This is a genomic window from Candidatus Aquiluna sp. UB-MaderosW2red, from assembly GCF_900100865.1.
GTDB lineage: Bacteria > Actinomycetota > Actinomycetes > Actinomycetales > Microbacteriaceae > Aquiluna.
This window is the reverse complement of record NZ_LT627734.1, coordinates 592913-610540: the sequence shown is the minus strand read 5'-3', so window position 1 is coordinate 610540 and position 17628 is coordinate 592913. Positions and strand designations below refer to the sequence as shown.

Genomic DNA, 17628 nt, shown 5'->3' with positions numbered 1-17628 from the left:
TCTTTAACTACCCATGGAGGCTAGATTGGCACTAAAGCCACAAGGAACTCTTTACCGCGGCAAAGTAGGCATGTGGTCTTGGGTTTTGCACCGCATTACCGGTGTCGCAATATTCTTCTTTTTACTGGTCCACATTCTGGACACAGCTCTGGTTCGAATCAGCCCGGAGGCTTATAACGTGGTCATGGAGTCCTATAAGACCCCAATTATTGGCTTGGCCGAGTTGGGCTTGGTAGGAGCAATCTTGTTCCACGGTCTAAACGGCTTAAGAATCGTTGCAATTGATTTTTGGTCCAAGGGAACGAAATACCAGAGCATGATGTTCTGGGCTGTCATGGCTATAACGGTTGTAGCCATCGCGGGGTTCGCACCGCTTCACCTTGCAAGAGTATTCGCAGAATAAGGAGCAGCTGATGAGCGTAATAATCGAAACCCCAAATCAGCCCCGCACCCGCAAGCGTGCAAACTGGGAAAAATACGGCTGGCTCTTCATGCGCGTCTCCGGACCGCTTCTGATTGTTTTGGTCTTCACCCACTTGGTAGTGAATCTAGTGCTTGGCGATGGCATCACTGCAATCGACTTTGCCTTCGTGGCTGGCAAGTGGGCTGATCCCTTTTGGCAGGTCTGGGATCTTGCGATGCTCTGGCTCGCGATGATTCATGGCACCAACGGCATGCGAACCATCGTCAACGACTACACCTCTAGGGAAACCGTTCGAGTCCGTTTGAACTACACACTCTGGGCGGTGTGTGGACTGCTTGTTCTTTTGGGAACTCTGGTCATCTTCACATTTGACCCTTGCCCCGCCAATGGAGCAGCCTCGCTGCTCCCCTCATTTTGCCCAGCTAGATAGTAAGGAAAACCTTGAACTTAGAAGCGAATAACAACGTCACATATCACGAGTACGACGTTGTAATCGTGGGTGCCGGTGGCGCCGGAATGCGCGCCGCAATCGAAGCCGGTCCGCTTGCCAAAGTCGCCGTGGTTTCCAAGTTATTTCCAACCCGTTCGCACACTGGTGCCGCTCAGGGCGGAATGGCAGCGGCTCTTGCAAACGTTGAAGAGGACAACTGGGAGTGGCACACCTTTGACACCGTCAAGGGTGGCGATTACCTGGTCGACCAGGATGCTGCTGAAATTTTGGCTAAAGAATCAGTTCAGGCAGTCATTGACCTTGAGAATATGGGGCTTCCTTTCAACCGAACCCCAGACGGCAAGATTGACCAGCGCCGATTTGGTGGTCACACAAGAGATCACGGAAAAGCTCCGGTTCGTCGCAGCTGCTATGCGGCTGACCGCACCGGCCACATGATTCTGCAGACCCTTTACCAAAACTGCGTGAAGCTCGGCATTGAGTTCTACAACGAGTTCTACGTTTTGGACCTGGTGATGAACGATGGCAAACCGGCCGGTGTTGTGGCTTATGACCTAGCAACTGGAGACATCCACGTTTTTGCTGGTAAAGCGATCATTTTTGCAACCGGTGGTTTCGGAAAGATTTATAAGACAACTTCAAACGCCCACACCCTCACGGGTGACGGCGTGGGCATCATCTACCGAAAGGGCTTGCCCCTAGAGGACATGGAGTTCTACCAGTTCCACCCAACTGGTCTTGCTGGGCTCGGGATTCTGCTGTCCGAAGCCGCTCGCGGTGAAGGTGGGATTCTAAGAAACTCCCTCGGTGAAAGATTCATGGAGCGCTATGCGCCAACCATTAAGGACCTTGCTCCAAGAGACATGGTTGCAAGGGCGATGGCCAACGAGGTAAGAGAGGGCAGGGGTGGCGGACCCAATAAGGACTACGTCTTTTTGGACCTAACCCATCTGGAGCCAGCTGTGATTGACGCAAAGCTGCCCGACATTACCGAATTCGCCAGAACATATCTCGGGGTCGAGCCCTACACCGAGATGGTGCCGGTATTCCCAACTGCCCACTACGCAATGGGTGGAATCCCAACCAACATCAAGGCCGAAGTCCTCTCGGATAACAACACCGTTGTACCGGGGCTCTATGCCGCTGGTGAGTGCGCCTGCGTCTCGGTCCATGGCGCGAACCGCCTGGGCACCAACTCCCTGCTGGACATCAACGTGTTTGGTAAAAGGGCTGGAATCTATGCCGTCGAGTACGCCAAGACGGCTACCCAGGTCCCAGTTCCAGAGGACGCACCAGACATGGTTATTCGGATGCTTCAAAAGGTTCGAGATGCCAAGGGAACCGAAAAGGTTGCTGTCTTGCGCAAGGAGCTTCAGGAGACTATGGACAAAAATGCCCAGGTTTTCCGCACCGAGGAAACCCTGAACGAGGCCTACGAAAAGATTCAAGAGCTTCGCGTGCGCTACGAGAACATCTCGATTCAAGATCAGGGCAAGCGCTTTAACACCGACCTTCTCGAGGCCGTTGAGCTTGGCTTCCTAATCGATCTAGCCGAGGTAACAGTGATCACCTGCCGTGAGCGCCGCGAAAGCCGCGGAGCTCACCTTCGGGAAGACTTCCCAGATCGTGACGACAAGAAGTTCATGGTCCACTCGATGGCCTACCAGATTGACAAGGTCGACAAGACCACTAAAGCAAAGATAAAAATCGGTTGGAAGCCGGTTGTTGTAACCAACTATCAGCCGATGGAGCGTAAGTACTAATGGCACAGCAAGCCGCACCGCAAATCGAAGAGATTCCCTCATTCACAGTCACTTTATTTGTTCGACGTTTTGACCCAGAAACCGACACCGAGGCCAAGTGGGTCGATTACGACGTTGAAATGTATGGCACCGACCGCATTTTGGACGCCTTGCACAAAATCAAGTGGGAGCAGGATGGCTCTTTGACCTTCCGTCGCTCTTGCGCTCACGGCGTGTGTGGCTCGGATGCTATGCGCATCAATGGCCGCAATCGTCTGGCCTGCAAAACCCTTATCAAGGACCTCGACATTTCTCAGCCGATCTACATTGAGCCCATCAAGGGTTTGCCGGTTGAAAAAGATTTGATTGTTGACATGAACCCTTTCTATCAGGCGTTCAGGGACATCAACCCGTTCTTAATTGCCTCGGATAAGCCTCAAAAAGAGCGCCTTCAATCCCCCGAGGAGCGGGCTCGCTACGACGACACCACCAAGTGCATTTTGTGCGCCGCCTGCACCACCAGTTGCCCGGTGTTTTGGACCGATGGTCAATACTTCGGCCCAGCCGCAATCGTGAATGCGCACCGTTTTATCTTCGACTCTCGCGATGAGGGTGCGGAGCTTCGGTTGGATATCTTGAACGATAAAGAGGGCGTCTGGCGCTGCCGCACCACCTTTAACTGCACCGAAGCTTGCCCGAGGGGCATCGAGGTAACCAAGGCAATTGCTGAGGTAAAGCAGGCGATGCTCAGGTCTAAGGTCTAAGAAAATGTCAGTCACCCGAAGAGCGATTTTGGTCACATCAGTCGCTGGCGCAGCTGGGCTCACCCTCGCAGCTTGCGCAAGTGGTCCCCAGCTAGCTGAGACCACGCCCCCTTCTGGCACAGTTGACCAAACCCCCAAGGCGGCTCTGGGCGAGGTAATGCTCGGAATGACCAGCGCTGTAATGGCTGGCTCAGGAGCCAAATTCATGATCGATGACGCACTAACTATCCTGGTAACCCAGCCCATTGCTGGAGTGTTCAAGGCATTTAATGCGACCTGCACCCACGCCGGATGCATAGTAAATGGAGTGCAAGACAATCAAATAGCTTGCGGTTGTCACGGGGCGCGCTTCGATGTCGAAACCGGTGGAGTCGTGGCCGGACCAGCTCGACAAGCGCTAGGGAAAATTAATCTTGAGGTTAGAGGCGAAGAACTCTGGGTCATAATTTAGGCATGCTTTCTATCGCATCGGTTAATGTCAACGGTATTCGCGCAGCGGCTAGAAAAGGCATGGCCGATTGGCTCAGTGTCGCCAAACCGGACATTCTTTGCCTCCAGGAAGTAAGAGCGCCAAAATCAGAACTCTTAGCCTTGGCTCTGGACGATGGCCCACTAAGCCTTGAAAATAACTGGCACATCTACGAACACGAAGCAACCGCAAAGGGTCGTGCCGGGGTCGCGGTCTTATCCAAAACCGAAGCTATCGCGATTCGCACCGAGTTGGGTGCCGAAGATTTTGATTCGGCAGGGCGTTGGCTAGAGGCAGATTTCCAAACTGCTGCCGCGGTGCTCACCGTCATCTCTTGCTATGTGCACTCGGGTGAGGTTGATACCCCAAAGCAGGTTGAGAAATATAAGTTTCTGAACGCAATGCAGGCTCGTATGCAAGAGCTAATAAAAGACGATCGACTAGTGGTCGTGTTGGGAGATCTCAACGTTGGCCATACTGAGCTAGACATTAAGAACTGGAAGGGCAATCTTAAAAACTCAGGGTTCTTGCCTCAGGAGCGAGTCTTCTTTGATGCTTTTGCATCTCAGGGTTGGCAGGATCTTGGTAGAAACGCTCACCCAGATGTTCCGGGGCCCTATACCTGGTGGTCTTATCGAGGGCAGGCCTTTGATAATGATGCTGGCTGGCGGATTGACTACCAATTAGCAACCCCCGCCCTGGCGAAACTAGGGCAGAATTATCGGGTTGACAGAGCGGCAAGCTATGACACCAGGTGGACTGACCACTCTCCAGTGGTAGTCGACTACTCACTTTAGGATCTAAGAAATGACCAAACCAAATCTCTTATCAGGCATGCAGCCCTCGGCCTCAAGTCTTCACCTGGGCAATTATCTTGGCGCCTTGACCCAGTGGGTGAAGATGCAGGATGAATATCAGGCCTTCTACGTGATTGTCGACCTGCACGCGATCACTGTGCCGCAAGACCCAAAAGAGCTGCGCAACAACACTCGCAGAACCGCCGCCCAGTATTTAGCCGCCGGAATCGATCCTAAAAAGGCGGCGCTATTTGTCCAATCCCATGTTCCCGCCCATGCCCAATTGGCCTGGGTCCTAAACTGCATCACCGGCTTTGGCGAAGCCAGTCGCATGACCCAGTTCAAAGACAAGTCCCTCAAGGCGGGCAGCGATCAGGCTTCTGTCGGGTTATTCACCTATCCCATCCTGCAGGCGGCCGACATTTTGTTATATCAGCCAAAGGCGGTTCCGGTTGGCGAAGACCAGCGTCAGCACCTCGAACTGACAAGGGATTTAGCGATGCGTTTTAATACTCGCTACGGGAATACCTTTGAGATTCCCGAAGCGGTTATTCCTAAAGAAACAGCCAAGATTTACGATCTGCAATTACCAACCGCCAAAATGTCAAAGTCGGCGGTAGACCCCAAGGGAACCGTCAACCTTTTAGACGAGCCGAGTGTTATCGCGAAAAAGTTCAGGAGCGCGGTTACTGATACTGACGGTGAGATTCGGTTCAATCGGGAGAGTAAACCTGGAGTCTCCAACCTTTTAGGGATTTACAGCGCAGTGACCGGAGAAAGTGTGGACCAGATTGCCACCAGACTCTCCGGCCTTGGCTATGGTGCCCTGAAAAGCGAAGTTGCTGATGCGGTCATCGCCCACCTCGAGCCAATTAGAATCCGAGCCATCGAGCTGTTGGAAGACCCGGCCGAGTTGGATTCTCTTTTGGCGATCGGGGCCCGAAAAGCCAACATCATTGCCGAAGCTACTCTGGCGAAGGTCTACGACAACTTGGGCTTAGTTCGCGCTTAGCGTTTAGGAATTTATCTTGGGCAGAGAGTATTGTTCTTTATAACACAGTTCTTCGGGGTCAGTGAAAATCTGAGCCGGCGGTTATAGTCCGCGACCCGCGTAAAAGCCCTGCATCCAGCAGGGCGGCTTTGGGCGGTTGATTTGGTGAAATTCCAGAACCGACGGTCATAGTCCGGATGGGAGAAGAACTAAGGGGTGCTTTTGGCACCCCTAGTTTTTGCGCCCCCTGGCGTCTGTGTCAGAGTTTTCGATAGGGGCCAAATGTCAACAACTGATCAGTATGAATCAGCGATGCTGCGCGCCCTAGAGCTTTCGTTGCAGGGTCCATTTATGGGCGTGAACCCCCAGGTTGGGGCTGTAATTCTGGATGTTGATGGCAAGATCGTCTCAGAGGGCTGGCACCTTGGATCCGGAACAGACCACGCCGAAGTGATGGCGCTTAAAAACCTCCGAGAAAAACTGGGAGTTGAGATACTGCCCAAGGACTTCACTGCAGTTGTCACTCTCGAGCCCTGCAATCACACTGGAAAAACCGGACCCTGCGCCGAAGCACTAATTGAAGCCGGAATCTCAAGGGTGGTATTTGCTTCCGGTGACCCAGGAGATGCCTCGGGCGCTGGTGCAGAAACTCTAAAATCGGCTGGCGTGGAGGTCATCTCCGGTGTGCTCTTAGAAGAGGCTGAGGCCCAGAACCGAGTTTGGCTAACCTCCAACCGTTTGGGCAGACCCTTTGTGACACTCAAGTGGGCCTCCAGCTTGGATGGCAGAAACGCCGCCCAGGATGGCTCAAGCAAATGGATTTCAGGTAAAGAATCAAGATCCGACACTCACTTAAGGCGCTCCCAAGTTGACGCGATCATGGTTGGCACCGGCACCATCGAAGCCGATGATCCGGCGCTCACCGCCAGGCAGTCAAATGGGATGCTGTGCGGCTCACAACCGCTTCGAGTGGTACTGGGTAAGCGCGAGTTGGATCGGAACTTGAAGGTGTTTAATAATGACGCCGAGACGGTTCAGCTCAAGACCCACTCCATTGAAGAGGCTCTGGACACGCTTTGGGATCGCGGCATCAAGCACGTATTTATCGAAGGCGGCCCAAACCTTGCGAGCGAGTTCGTGAAGCTTGGGCTGGTAGATGAATACCTGATCTATTTGGCTCCAATGCTTTTGGGTGGCGACAAAACCTCGCTGATAGACCTTGGGGTTGAGGGCATCTCGGAAGCTAAGAATCTCGAAATCTTAGAGACAAAAAACTTGGGAAACGACATTTTTATCAGAGCAAGGAGCGCGTAAATGTTTACTGGAATTATCGAAGAGCTGGGCAAAGTAATTGCCATTGAGGTTCAGCCAGATGCCGTCAGGCTGACTGTTGGGGCTACTAAGGTGCTCTCAGACTTAGGCAGAGGTGATTCGATATCGTGCTCTGGCACCTGCCTCACAGCTATAGAAATCGACGAGCACGGCTTCACCGCCGATGTGATGCTGGAGACCCTCAAGCTTTCAAGCCTGAGCGAAGTCAAAGTGGGAGACCCAATCAACTTGGAGAGAGCGATGAGTGCGGCCACTAGGTTTGGAGGCCACATCGTGCAGGGTCACGTTGATGGAGTCGGAGAGTTGGTAAGCCGAGAGGAAAGCGAGAACTGGGAGTGGGTCAGGATTCGGGTTCCAGAAGAGCTAATGAAGTATGTGGTTCATAAGGGCTCAATAACCTTTGACGGCATCTCGCTAACCGTAAATGAAATAGTGGATGACGTTATCGGGCTATCTCTGATTCCAGAAACCCTCAGAGTCACCACCCTGGGCTATAAATCCCCGGGTGACAAGGTGAACGTAGAGGTAGACATATTGGCCAAACACATCGAGCGATTGTTAGAAAACAAATGAGCACAGTTCAGCTGAGCAGCATCGAAGAGGTCCTAGAGGCGCTTCGCCAGGGAAAACCAGTGCTTGTTAGCGACGCCGAGGATCGTGAAAACGAGGGTGATGCAATCATCGCCGCCGAGTTCGCTAGCCCAGAATGGCTGGCCTGGATGATCCGCTACACCTCCGGTTATATCTGCGCACCGATGAGTGATGAGAGAGCGAACGACCTAAACCTGCCTTTGATGTGGAGCCAATCCGAAGACCCGCACCGCACCGCCTACACCGTGAGTGTTGATGCCGCTGCAAGGGAATCAACAGGAATCTCCGCGAGTGAGAGAGCTCTGACAGGAAGAGTTTTAGCTAATCCAAGCTCGCAGCCAGTCGATTTATTGCGACCAGGTCACGTATTGCCACTTAGGGCAAAGCCTGGCGGAGTGCTTATTAGGCCCGGCCACACCGAAGCCGCAGTTGACCTAATGCTTCTTGCAGGCCTTCAGCCAGTTGCAATGATGGCGGAGATGGTGAACGACGACGGAACAATGATGCGCTTTGCGGAATTATTTGAGATGGCGCAGAGGTTTGACTTACCTATGACGACCATCTCACACTTAAAGGATCACATGGCTAAACGTGCCGATCTGGCAAGCGAGCCTGCCAATAGAATCCGCTTCGAGGCCGAAGCAAACATCCCAACCACTCACGGCGACTTCCGAGTCCGCGGCTACTATGACGTGCAAACCACCGCCGAGCACATGGCAATCGTTTCCGGAAACCCAACCGGGCAAAATGTGCTGGTTCGAATTCACTCCGAGTGCATCACCGGGGAAGCTTTCGGTTCTCTCAAGTGCGAGTGCGGCCCGCAACTAGACGCTGCAATGGACGCTATTAACCAAACCAAGGATGGCGGAGTCGTTATCTACCTTCGCGGCCAAGAAGGCCGTGGCATTGGTCTTTTGAACAAGCTCAAGGCTTATGCGCTTCAAGAAAAAGGTCTGGACACCGTGGACGCCAATCTAGCCCTGGGGCTTCCCTCAGAAGCAAGAGAATACGGCGCAGCCGTGGCAATCTTGCGCGATCTGGGAATTGAGAGCGTAAAGCTTTTGACCAATAATCCTGCGAAAAGAGAATTCTTGATTCAAGCCGGCATCCCTGTCACCGAGACTGTCCCATTGATTGTTGGGCTGGCGGAGCAGAACAAGGGCTACTTAGACGCGAAGCGTGAGCGGATGGGTCACAATCTTCCCGCTAATCTTGAAGGATGAGCGGACACGGAGCGCCAGAGCTTGAAGTTTCAGGCCAGGGAAAACAGATCTATGTAATTGCCACTTCTTGGCACACCGAGATCATGGATGGGCTAGTTCAAGGAGCTCTTAGGGAACTCGAAAAATCTGGCACCAAAGACATAGTTCTGCAAAGAATCCCAGGGGCTTTTGAGTTACCTCTGGCGGCCCTCAGGGCAGCCGAAGCCGGAGCGGATGCAATCATCGCCTTGGGCGTTGTGATCCAGGGAGAAACCCCACATTTTGACTATATCTGCTCCTCCGCTACCGATGGCCTAACCAGAGTTCAACTTGATTACTCGATCCCAATTGGTTTTGGGTTTCTCACTGTGAACACCGAAGCTGAGGCACTTTCAAGGGCCGGGCTCGAGGGTTCCAAAGAAGACAAGGGTAAAGAGGCGGTCCAGGCCGCATTGCACATGCTCTCACTCGGCTAATAGTCGGCCAGAGGGTTAGCGCATAAACAGCGCGCGCAGCCTGTGGGTTGTGAACCAAAGCCCGGCAAGAATCATCACCACAAAATATGCCACGTGACCCAAAATACTTAGGTCCCAATTCCCAAGCATGATTGAACGAATCATCTCGACCCCCTGCCAAAGTGGCAAACCCTGAACAATTACTTGAATCCACTGTGGGTAAACACTCACTGGGAAAAAGGTTCCGGAGAATAAGAACATCGGCAACAAGAAAAAGTTAATCCACTGCATCTGCTGGATGTTTGACATATAAGAAGTAATTGCCATGCCCACCGACGCGAATCCAAATGCAATCAGCGTCGCGGCAGGTATCGCCAATAGCCCCCACCAGCTTGTTACTAGACCAAGGGGCGCAACAATGGCCATGAAGCCAATCGAGTAAACGGTGCCGCGCAATAGTGCCCAGGCAATCTCCCCAAGTGCGACATCCAGTGGCCCAAGCGAACTTGAGAGCATCACCTGGTAGATCTTGCCGAAATGCATTTTGAAAAATACATTCCACGTCGCGTCGTAAATTGCGCCATTCATCGCGCTGGTCGCCAAAAGTGCCGGCGCAATAAAGGCCGCATAGCTGACCGTGTTGCCGCTACCGTCTTCCAAGTCTCCAATTAACTGGCCGATACCAAAACCAAAGGCCAAAAGATAAAGCACCGGCTCCACAAAGCCGGAAACAATTACCAACCAGTTGGAGCTCTTGGCTGCGTAAACACCGCGCTCTACCAAAACCCGAGAGCGACCCGCATAGACACCACTGCCGGGTTTGCTGGCGCGTCTTTCGGCAATCGCCACCGCGCCTGAAACTAGGGCCTGAGTAATCATCTACTTAGCCTTTCTTGGAACTTGGGATAAACCAGGGCCATCCCAATGACCCCCATGAGTACCAAATAGGCAAGGTGGATAAAAAGCATTACAGGCTCGAGCGGGTTGCCATAACTCAGTGCTCTACCGAGTTCGGTGGCATGCCAAAGCGGTGAAACCCATCCAATTGGCTGAAGAAAAATGGGCATTAGCTCGAGCGGGTAAAAGGTTCCGGAGAATAAAAACATCGGCGCGATCACAAATCGGGCAATCATGGCGAAATAGCCCTCGTCCTTTTCGAGCCTCGCGGTAATCGCCAGAACACCCGCGGCCATGCCCCAAGCCGCCATCATGGAGGTCAAAACCAGTGCAACTGAGCTACTGAGGGGAATCGCTCCGAATAGCAAAAGCACCCCCATGTACATCAGGGTGGTAAAAAGCGCCCGACCCATTGCCACGATCATGACCCCGTTGGCTATCTGGATAGCCGAAACTGAGGTGTTGTGGATTGCAAAAAATAACTTGTCCCACACAAAGCCATCCATGGTTGGGAATGTCACCTCATCCACGGCGGCTTGAATTGCAGCGGCGGCCAAAAGTGCAGGAGCCACGAACTGCAAATAGCTCACTCCACCCAGGCCTTGGTCGGAAGAATTCGCATCAACCAATGCGCCAATTCCGAGCCCAACGGATACCAGATACAAAATCGGATTCCCGAGCGCAAAGGCAATCACTCCGCCGAGCCATTTGCTGATTGAGTAAAAGCGATATTCGGCTACTCGAAAGGCGCCAAACCTAACGGCTCGTTTTGGGTCAACGGCACTGCCCGGAGTGAACTTTAAATCCGACATTTAGTCGACCAGGGTTCTGCCGGTGAGTCTCAAAAAGACATCTTCCAATGACGACCGCCTCACCAAAGAGGTGATTGGCTTCATACCCGAAGCTTCAATCTGACCAAGAAGCTCCTCGCCCCTATCGGTGTAGATCAAAATGCGATCAGGCAAGACTTCGATACGAGCATCAAACTTCTCGAGCGCTATCGCCGCCGCTTCGTTTTTATCGGTGCCGAATCGAAGCTCCACCACCTCTTTGGAGGAGTACTCCTTGATGAGCGCCTGCGGGGAACCCTCCGCCATGATCTTTCCGTTGTCCATAACTATTAGGCGGTCGCAAAGTTGCTCGGCCTCATCCATGTAGTGGGTGGTTATAACCAGTGTCACGCCCTGTTCCTTGAGGCGAAATAGCCTGTCCCACAGAATGTGCCTAGCCTGCGGATCTAACCCGGTAGTGGGCTCGTCCAGCAGCAAGATTTCCGGCTCGTTCACCAGACCCCTCGCGATGGCGAGCCTGCGCTGCATGCCCCCCGAAAGATCATCGGCTTTGGCATTTCGCTTCTCAACTAGTTGAGCAAAAATCAAAAGCTCTTCCACCTTGGCCTTGAGCCACTTACGTGAAAGGCCAAAATAGCGCCCATAGGTGAAGAGGTTCTCCCAGACCTTTAGTTCGCGATCGAGCATGTCTTTTTGAGGCACAACTCCGAGGTGAGCCCGAATTTCGGGACCTTGAAAATCGGGCTCTTTACCCAAGATGGTGAGCTCGCCGCTCGAGCGCTTTGACACCGAAGAGATCATCTTCATGGTGGTTGATTTGCCGGCGCCGTTCGGTCCCAGTAGACCAAAGGACTCACCTCGATACACATCAAAATCGATTCCGTCAACCGCAATAAAGTCTTTATAGGTTTTGGTTAGGTTCTTGGCGTGAATTACTATTTCACGAGAGGTATCTAAAGCCAATTTTGCTCCATCTTTTTTGCCTGAGTGGGCAAGCCCTACAGGATACCAAATCCAAATGCCGAACTCCGGATAACTTGTGCCCCGAAGAGTTTCTCGAGAAACCTTGATATGTTTAGCCGGTGAAGCCAAAGCTTGGAAACCGCAGGGTTACTGGAACCGAGCAGTACTACACCCCAATCGAACTGGCTCAAGACCTCACCAAGCAAACCCTAGGCATAATACCGAACGCCCTTGCAAGGGATTATTTAGAGCCCGCGGGCGGCACCGGTAGCTTCATTGAAGCGCTCAAGAGCCAAGGGGTCAAAAAGATTCAGGCAGTGGACCTCTACCCCAAACACGTTGCGGTCGAGCAGGCCGATTTTCTAATCTGGCAACCTAAACTGGCGAACTTGGTAACTATCTCTAACCCACCGTTTGGGCGAAATAACGCGCTTAGTGTGCCATTTTTCAATCATGCAGCTGAGTTTTCGGATTACATTGCCTTTTTGGTGCCGAGGTCTTGGCGCAAGTGGTCGGTGCAAAATCGCCTCGACAGAAGATTCCACCTGGTTCACGATGAAGCCCTCGAAATTCATTATCAAACCGACACTGGTGAAAGCTACCAAAAGGGAAATGGCTTTCGAACCTGCTTTCAGGTCTGGGAAAAGAGGATCGATCTGAGAAAACTTCACGTTGTGCCGGATAACGGATATGTGAAAAAGACCAGCGTCGAGGAGGCCGATATCGCCTTGCGGGTATTTGGCTATGGCTGCGGCAAGGTGCTGCGCCAGTTTGACCGCGTGCCCAATACGACCTTGATGTTTCTTAGAGTTTCTAGTGAGGATGTAATTGGCACTCTTGAAGGTTTAGATTATGAGAGGTTTAGTTCCAACACCGCCTACACCAAGGCATTGAGTTTCCAAGAAATCAATTTCTTGCTCAATGAGCAGCTCCTAGGAGATGGGCTAGCCCGTAAGAATCAGGAATAGATGAGCAATCAGTACGAAGACCCAACCCAGAATCCAAGAAGTCGCGAATACAAAGGGCCCAGGGCAAAACTAAAAGACCTCCTGCCGTATCTGGTCGACCACAAAAAAGCCCTCATTTTTGCAGTGATTCTGTCCGTTGTGGTGTCCGCACTATCCCTAGCGCAGCCACTTTTATTGGGACAGGTTATTGCAGGGGTTGAAGCCGGCACCGCAATTGGTGGTCTGGCGTTCTGGATTGTTATTTTGCTAGTTTCAAGCGCACTTATAAATGGTTATCAGTTCTACCTTCTATATCGAACCGGTGAGGGTGTTGTTCTTTCCACTCGTAAGGCTCTTATTTCACGCTTAGTTCGCTTACCAATTTGGCAGTATGACCGCCGAAGAATTGGCGACTTGGTTTCTAGGGTCGGTTCCGACACCACTCTTCTGAAGGCAGTTTTGACCCAGGGGCTGGTATCCGCGGTCGGTGGAATATTCACGTTCTTCGGTGCAGTTATTGTGATGGCTTTTATCGACCCGGTTCTTCTCGGTGCCACCTTGGCCGTTGTTGCAATAGCGGTCGTGGCTATCGCGCTGGCTGGTCGCAAGATTCGCTCCGCGACTACCAAGGCCCAGCAAATGGTTGGTGAAATGAGCTCTGCGGTTGAGCGAGCCCTTGGAGCTATCCGCACCATTCGCGCAGCGCGCGCGGAAGACCGTGAGATTGCCGCGATGAATAAGGATGCGGAGGCGGCTTACGATCAGGGCGTCAAAATCGCCAAGCTCTCGGCCGTCATCTCCCCAATCGCCCAAATCGCCTTCAACACCGCTTTCATAGTGGTGCTTGGTCTCGGTGGCTTGCGGGTCGCCACCGGAGAGACCACCATCGCGTCGCTTGTGACATTTGTGATCTTGTTGTTCTTTATGATTGGCCCACTGATCAGCACCTTTGGCGCTTATACCTCGGTGATGAGCGCCCTTGGCGCTCTGGCTCGAATCCAAGAGATCATGGTATTGGTTGAGGAGGAGGCCGGAGAAGCTAAAGACCTAAGAGAGGCGAAAAATAAGACAGCCTTAGAATTCAAGAACGTGAATTTTCATTACCAGCCCGAAGCGGGCGAGGAGCCAAAGGCGATTCTCGAGAACGTCAGTCTAGAAATTCCTCGCGGTTCAAGAGTTGCACTGGTGGGACCTTCCGGAGCCGGTAAGTCGACCATCTTCTCGCTCATCGAGCGCTTCTACGAGCCAACCGGTGGCAGTATTTTATTCGATGGTCAAGACGTCTCCTCATTCTCTCGCCAAGCACTCCGAGAGCAAATTGGGTATGTCGAGCAGGACGCTCCAGTTTTGGCTGGCTCGCTAAGAGAAAACCTGCTGCTCGGTAAGGGCAGCGCCACGCAGGAAGAACTGACTCAAGTTTTGGACATGGTCAACCTCTCAGAAGTATTGAACCGAGACGCCAAGGGACTAGACGCCGAGGTTGGCGAATCAGGCATCATGCTCTCTGGCGGAGAGCGTCAAAGACTGGCGATCGCCAGGGCACTTCTCGCCGCTCCCCCAATTTTGCTTTTGGATGAATCGACCAGCGCGCTGGATGGTCCAAACGAGCAGCGGATGCGCGAGGCCATCGATGCGGTGGCTAAAGACCGCACCCTGATCGTGATTGCCCACCGTTTGTCTACGGTGGTCGACAGCGATCAAATCATCGTGCTTGAGCGTGGCCAAGTGGTCGGCTCCGGCACCCACAGCGAATTGGTTAAAACGACCCCGCTATACGCAGAGCTAGCGAAGCACCAACTGCTGGTTTAGGTATAGGTTGGTCGAATGAGCCAGAAAATATCTCAAGAATCAGCCACGCAAAGAAGCTTCGCAATTGAGCTAGATGCTGCCGACCCGCTAGCCGCATTCAAATCCGAATTTTTAATAACTGATGCGGATCTTTGCTATCTGGATGGCAACTCGCTTGGCCGTCTGCCCAAGAAAACCGTCACGGTCGTGAATGATTTTCTACTAAAGGAATGGGGACCCGAACTAGTGGATGGCTGGGGTCACTGGATTGACCAGGCCCAGCCAGCAGGCGACCTCTTAGCAAGAGCAAGCTTGGGCTCAGGCCCAGGACAGACCCTTGTTATGGACACCACCAGCGTGAATTTCTATCAACTCTGCGTGGCTGCAATCAAAGCCAGACCGAATCGCAAAACGGTAATCATCGATTCTTCAAATTTCCCAACCGATCGCTACATAATTGCCGGCATTGCCGAAGCGTTTGGGCTAAAGCTGATAACCCTGAATAACGATGGCCAAGGTGGCCCGGGGGCAGTTGAAATTGAGAGCGAAAATGAACTGATAACCCCCGAGGCGCTTGAGCCACACCTTTCAGATGATGTGGCACTTATTACCCTTCAGGCAATTCACTACCGATCGGGTGCAAGATCGAACACAAAAGCAATCAACGCGCTGGCTAAAAAATATGGCGCCCTGGTGGTCTGGGACTGCTCTCACGCGGTGGGATCTATTCAACTAGATTTTGATAAAAACGATGTCGACCTCGCTGTCGGTTGCACTTATAAATATGGCAACTCGGGGCCCGGTTCTCCAGCCTGGTTATTCGTCAGAAAAGAACTACAAGATCAACTTAGGGTTCCAATCCAAGGCTGGTTTGCTCAGGACAAGCAATTCGAAATGGGCCCGTTTTTTGAGCCGAACAACGAGATTCGCAGGTTCCAGATTGCTAGCCCTTCAATCATCGGCATCAGGGGTGTTGAAGTGGCTTTCGAGATGATTGAGAGAGCTGGAATTGCAAATATCGAGAAGAAGGCTGCTACCGGCACCGACCTGATGATTGCGCTTTTTGATGCCTGGCTCGAGCCGCTTGGCTTCACACTGGGGACTCCGAGGGATTCAAGCAAACGCGGTGGCCATATCATACTCACTCATAAAGACGCCAAGCAGATTGCCCTAGCCCTTCGAAAACTCAAGAATGTCATTCCAGATTTCCGTGAGCCAAATGCTGTGAGGCTTGCAATTTCTCCCCTGGCAACCTCTTACCTCGAAGTTTTTGACGGCTTCGAAAGATTGCGTGAGTTGGTGGAGTCTGGCGACTATAAGAGCGTTGAGATTGATGGGAATCGCGTTACATGAGCGAAAATAAACACGTCACCTACATCTCTTATCTAAAAGTCGATGAGCTATTAGAGCTGCAGCATCCGCTAAGCGATGGCCCAGAACATGATGAACTTTTATTTATCACCATCCACCAGGTCTATGAACTTTGGTTCAAGCAAATTCTGCACGAAGCCTCGGCCCTGCAGGTTGTTTTAGAAAAGGGAGATAGCCACCGTTCTCTGGCGATACTTGGGCGAATTCGCACAATTATGAAGACCTGCGTTTCGCAACTCGATATCTTGGAAACCATGACTCCGCTGCAATTCAATTCCTTCAGAGAAAGACTCTCCTCTGCCTCTGGTTTTCAATCCGCTCAATTCCGAGAATTGGAGGCGGTCCTTGGCAGGCGAGATCAAGCCGGGGCTGGCGCAGATAAAACTAGCGGAATGGGAATGGCCGAGCACCTAGTGCAAGGATCAAGCGCCAGGGCTCGGGTGGAGGCAGCAATGACAAGGCCTTCGCTTTGGGATTCCGCGATGCACTATTTCAACCACCGCATCAAGCTCCCCAGCGAGGCGCTCGAAAGAGATGTCGCGATGGCCTGGGAGCCACACGAGGGCTTACAGATCGCACTAATTGAAATGCACAGAACCGACCCGGAAGCCGCAATGGTTTCCGAAGCGCTAGTTGATTTTGATGAGGGCTTGCAGGAGTGGCGCTATCGGCATGTGAAGATGGTGGAACGCACAATCGGAAGAAAAATGGGTTCTGGCGGCTCAGCGGGTGCCGGCTACTTAGCCTCAACTTTATTCAATCCGGTCTTCCCGGACCTTTGGGCTATCAGAAGTAAGTTCTAGCTAACTGCTCGAACCACATTTGACAAGAGCATCGCCCTGGTCATTGGTCCGACCCCTCCTGGGTTGGGCGATAGGTAACCAGCGACACTTGCTACACCGGGATCAACATCGCCAAAGAGTGAATCATTTACTCTCGAAATTCCAACATCCAAAACCGCCGCACCGGGCTTGACCCATTCTGGCTTCACAAAATGAGGTTGGCCGATTGCCGCGACAACGATGTCAGCCCGCCTAACCGCCTCGGGAATATACCTCGAGGAACTGTGCAATATTGTCACGGTTGAGTCAATTCCCCTGCGGCTCATCAAAAGACTAAGCGGTCTTCCCACCGTGAGGCCACGGCCTAGAATTACTACCTCGGCACCGGAGGTTGGCACCCCGTGCCTTCTTAGAAGCTCCACTATGCCGGCGGGAGTGCAAGGTAGCGGAGATGTCATTTCACCGGAGACGTTCATCACCAATTTGCCAAGGTTTATCGGGTGTAAACCGTCGGCATCTTTTTCAGGGTCAATCAATTCCAGCATCTGATTGGAGTCCATGCCCGCTGGAAGCGGAAGTTGAACTATGTAGCCGGTGACTTCGGGGGCTTGATTGAGGTCTCGGATTGCCGCTTTGATATCTTGAGCACTTGCAGTTTCAGGAAGATCAATCCGAATCGACTCGATGCCCACCTCGGCGCAGTCTCGGTGCTTGCCAGCCACATACTTCAGTGACCCGGGATCCTGGCCTACTAGAAGAGTCCCCAGCCCAGGGGTGATTCCCTTTGCCTTGAGCTCAATTACTTTGAGTCTTAGGTCACTCTTGATAACCTTGGCGGCTGCCAAGCCATCTAGTTTGACCGCCGTCAAAT

19 protein-coding genes and 1 riboswitch are annotated in these 17628 nt (G+C 52.5%); of the genes, 15 read left to right on the top strand and 4 right to left on the bottom strand.

What is annotated here, in order from left to right; translation table 11 throughout:
- The first annotated feature begins 13 nt into the window (after nt 1–13).
- The 11 genes from sdhC (at nt 14) to ribH (ending at nt 9239) form a co-directional block, all read left to right on the top strand.
- Nucleotides 14–403, top strand: coding sequence for a succinate dehydrogenase, cytochrome b556 subunit (gene sdhC / locus BLP47_RS03155; RefSeq protein ID WP_091850292.1), 390 nt, complete (start codon nt 14–16; stop codon nt 401–403).
- Nucleotides 404–413: 10 nt separating this feature from the next.
- Complete coding sequence (locus tag BLP47_RS03150) at nt 414–854, top strand: succinate dehydrogenase hydrophobic membrane anchor subunit (RefSeq protein ID WP_091850290.1); 441 nt, start codon at nt 414–416, stop codon at nt 852–854.
- Between the two features lie 86 nt (nt 855–940).
- On the top strand, nt 941–2638 hold the full coding sequence (gene sdhA / locus BLP47_RS03145) for a succinate dehydrogenase flavoprotein subunit (RefSeq protein WP_249883416.1): 1698 nt from the start codon (nt 941–943) through the stop codon (nt 2636–2638).
- Nucleotides 2638–3381: a succinate dehydrogenase iron-sulfur subunit gene (locus BLP47_RS03140; protein ID WP_091850286.1), complete on the top strand. Its 744-nt coding sequence runs from the start codon at nt 2638–2640 to the stop codon at nt 3379–3381. The genes sdhA and BLP47_RS03140 overlap by 1 nt, the downstream gene beginning before the upstream one ends.
- A gap of 4 nt (nt 3382–3385) precedes the next feature.
- Entirely contained in the window at nt 3386–3832 is a 447-nt protein-coding gene (locus BLP47_RS03135) for a Rieske (2Fe-2S) protein (protein ID WP_091850284.1), read from the top strand.
- A gap of 2 nt (nt 3833–3834) precedes the next feature.
- Nucleotides 3835–4647 (top strand): exodeoxyribonuclease III, encoded by an 813-nt coding sequence (locus BLP47_RS03130; protein WP_091850282.1) that lies wholly within the window; start codon nt 3835–3837, stop codon nt 4645–4647.
- A gap of 10 nt (nt 4648–4657) precedes the next feature.
- Nucleotides 4658–5659 (top strand): tryptophan--tRNA ligase, encoded by a 1002-nt coding sequence (gene trpS, locus BLP47_RS03125; RefSeq protein ID WP_091850280.1) that lies wholly within the window; start codon nt 4658–4660, stop codon nt 5657–5659.
- 44 nt (nt 5660–5703) lie between these two features.
- Nucleotides 5704–5851, top strand: a riboswitch (FMN riboswitch).
- Nucleotides 5852–5920: 69 nt separating this feature from the next.
- Entirely contained in the window at nt 5921–6952 is a 1032-nt protein-coding gene (gene ribD / locus BLP47_RS03120) for a bifunctional diaminohydroxyphosphoribosylaminopyrimidine deaminase/5-amino-6-(5-phosphoribosylamino)uracil reductase RibD (RefSeq protein WP_091850278.1), read from the top strand.
- Nucleotides 6953–7543, top strand: a complete 591-nt coding sequence (locus BLP47_RS03115) for a riboflavin synthase (RefSeq protein ID WP_091850276.1) — start codon at nt 6953–6955, stop codon at nt 7541–7543. It abuts the gene before it with no gap.
- Nucleotides 7540–8784 carry a GTP cyclohydrolase II gene (gene ribA / locus BLP47_RS03110; protein ID WP_091850274.1) on the top strand — a complete coding sequence of 415 codons (1245 nt, stop codon included), beginning with the start codon at nt 7540–7542 and terminating at the stop codon, nt 8782–8784. The genes BLP47_RS03115 and ribA overlap by 4 nt, the downstream gene beginning before the upstream one ends.
- Nucleotides 8781–9239 (top strand): 6,7-dimethyl-8-ribityllumazine synthase, encoded by a 459-nt coding sequence (gene ribH / locus BLP47_RS03105; RefSeq protein ID WP_091850272.1) that lies wholly within the window; start codon nt 8781–8783, stop codon nt 9237–9239. The genes ribA and ribH overlap by 4 nt, the downstream gene beginning before the upstream one ends.
- Nucleotides 9240–9254: 15 nt before the next feature.
- On the opposite strand, the gene BLP47_RS03100 is transcribed toward ribH, so the two are convergent.
- Genes BLP47_RS03100 through BLP47_RS03090 form a run of 3 tightly spaced genes read right to left on the bottom strand, consistent with a single transcriptional unit; the run spans nt 9255 to nt 11869 of the window.
- A complete protein-coding gene (locus BLP47_RS03100; RefSeq protein ID WP_091850270.1) occupies nt 9255–10097 on the bottom strand; it encodes an ABC transporter permease in 843 nt (280 codons plus the stop codon).
- Nucleotides 10094–10927 (bottom strand): ABC transporter permease, encoded by an 834-nt coding sequence (locus BLP47_RS03095; RefSeq protein WP_091850268.1) that lies wholly within the window; start codon nt 10925–10927, stop codon nt 10094–10096. Before BLP47_RS03095 ends, BLP47_RS03100 begins: the two co-directional genes overlap by 4 nt.
- Nucleotides 10928–11869: an ABC transporter ATP-binding protein gene (locus tag BLP47_RS03090; RefSeq protein WP_091850266.1), complete on the bottom strand. Its 942-nt coding sequence runs from the start codon at nt 11867–11869 to the stop codon at nt 10928–10930.
- 119 nt (nt 11870–11988) lie between these two features.
- Here BLP47_RS03090 and BLP47_RS03085 point away from each other — a divergent pair, with 119 nt between their 5' ends.
- From BLP47_RS03085 to BLP47_RS03070, 4 genes are read left to right on the top strand one after another with little or no spacing between them, the layout of a single operon-like run.
- Nucleotides 11989–12837 carry a hypothetical protein gene (locus BLP47_RS03085; RefSeq protein WP_091850264.1) on the top strand — a complete coding sequence of 283 codons (849 nt, stop codon included), beginning with the start codon at nt 11989–11991 and terminating at the stop codon, nt 12835–12837.
- On the top strand, nt 12838–14625 hold the full coding sequence (locus BLP47_RS03080; RefSeq protein ID WP_091850262.1) for an ABC transporter ATP-binding protein: 1788 nt from the start codon (nt 12838–12840) through the stop codon (nt 14623–14625).
- 15 nt (nt 14626–14640) lie between these two features.
- Nucleotides 14641–15957: a kynureninase gene (locus tag BLP47_RS03075; protein WP_091850260.1), complete on the top strand. Its 1317-nt coding sequence runs from the start codon at nt 14641–14643 to the stop codon at nt 15955–15957.
- Complete coding sequence (locus BLP47_RS03070; protein ID WP_091850258.1) at nt 15954–16778, top strand: tryptophan 2,3-dioxygenase; 825 nt, start codon at nt 15954–15956, stop codon at nt 16776–16778. The genes BLP47_RS03075 and BLP47_RS03070 overlap by 4 nt, the downstream gene beginning before the upstream one ends.
- On the opposite strand, the gene BLP47_RS03065 is transcribed toward BLP47_RS03070, so the two are convergent.
- A complete protein-coding gene (locus BLP47_RS03065) occupies nt 16775–17626 on the bottom strand; it encodes a bifunctional methylenetetrahydrofolate dehydrogenase/methenyltetrahydrofolate cyclohydrolase (RefSeq protein ID WP_091850256.1) in 852 nt (283 codons plus the stop codon). The two genes, BLP47_RS03070 and BLP47_RS03065, sit on opposite strands and share 4 nt — an antisense overlap.
- Between the last annotated feature and the right edge of the window lie 2 nt (nt 17627–17628).

Bases quoted from the DNA above. Each gene is read 5' to 3' on its own strand.
- sdhC (WP_091850292.1), top strand. From the start codon at position 14: ATGGAGGCTAGATTGGCACTAAAGCCACAAGGAACTCTTTACCGCGGC.
- BLP47_RS03150 (WP_091850290.1), top strand. From the start codon at position 414: ATGAGCGTAATAATCGAAACCCCAAATCAGCCCCGCACCCGCAAGCGT.
- sdhA (WP_249883416.1), top strand. From the start codon at position 941: ATGCGCGCCGCAATCGAAGCCGGTCCGCTTGCCAAAGTCGCCGTGGTT.
- BLP47_RS03140 (WP_091850286.1), top strand. From the start codon at position 2,638: ATGGCACAGCAAGCCGCACCGCAAATCGAAGAGATTCCCTCATTCACA.
- BLP47_RS03135 (WP_091850284.1), top strand. From the start codon at position 3,386: ATGTCAGTCACCCGAAGAGCGATTTTGGTCACATCAGTCGCTGGCGCA.
- BLP47_RS03130 (WP_091850282.1), top strand. From the start codon at position 3,835: ATGCTTTCTATCGCATCGGTTAATGTCAACGGTATTCGCGCAGCGGCT.
- trpS (WP_091850280.1), top strand. From the start codon at position 4,658: ATGACCAAACCAAATCTCTTATCAGGCATGCAGCCCTCGGCCTCAAGT.
- ribD (WP_091850278.1), top strand. From the start codon at position 5,921: ATGTCAACAACTGATCAGTATGAATCAGCGATGCTGCGCGCCCTAGAG.
- BLP47_RS03115 (WP_091850276.1), top strand. From the start codon at position 6,953: ATGTTTACTGGAATTATCGAAGAGCTGGGCAAAGTAATTGCCATTGAG.
- ribA (WP_091850274.1), top strand. From the start codon at position 7,540: ATGAGCACAGTTCAGCTGAGCAGCATCGAAGAGGTCCTAGAGGCGCTT.
- ribH (WP_091850272.1), top strand. From the start codon at position 8,781: ATGAGCGGACACGGAGCGCCAGAGCTTGAAGTTTCAGGCCAGGGAAAA.
- BLP47_RS03100 (WP_091850270.1), bottom strand. From the start codon at position 10,097: ATGATTACTCAGGCCCTAGTTTCAGGCGCGGTGGCGATTGCCGAAAGA.
- BLP47_RS03095 (WP_091850268.1), bottom strand. From the start codon at position 10,927: ATGTCGGATTTAAAGTTCACTCCGGGCAGTGCCGTTGACCCAAAACGA.
- BLP47_RS03080 (WP_091850262.1), top strand. From the start codon at position 12,838: ATGAGCAATCAGTACGAAGACCCAACCCAGAATCCAAGAAGTCGCGAA.
- BLP47_RS03075 (WP_091850260.1), top strand. From the start codon at position 14,641: ATGAGCCAGAAAATATCTCAAGAATCAGCCACGCAAAGAAGCTTCGCA.
- BLP47_RS03070 (WP_091850258.1), top strand. From the start codon at position 15,954: ATGAGCGAAAATAAACACGTCACCTACATCTCTTATCTAAAAGTCGAT.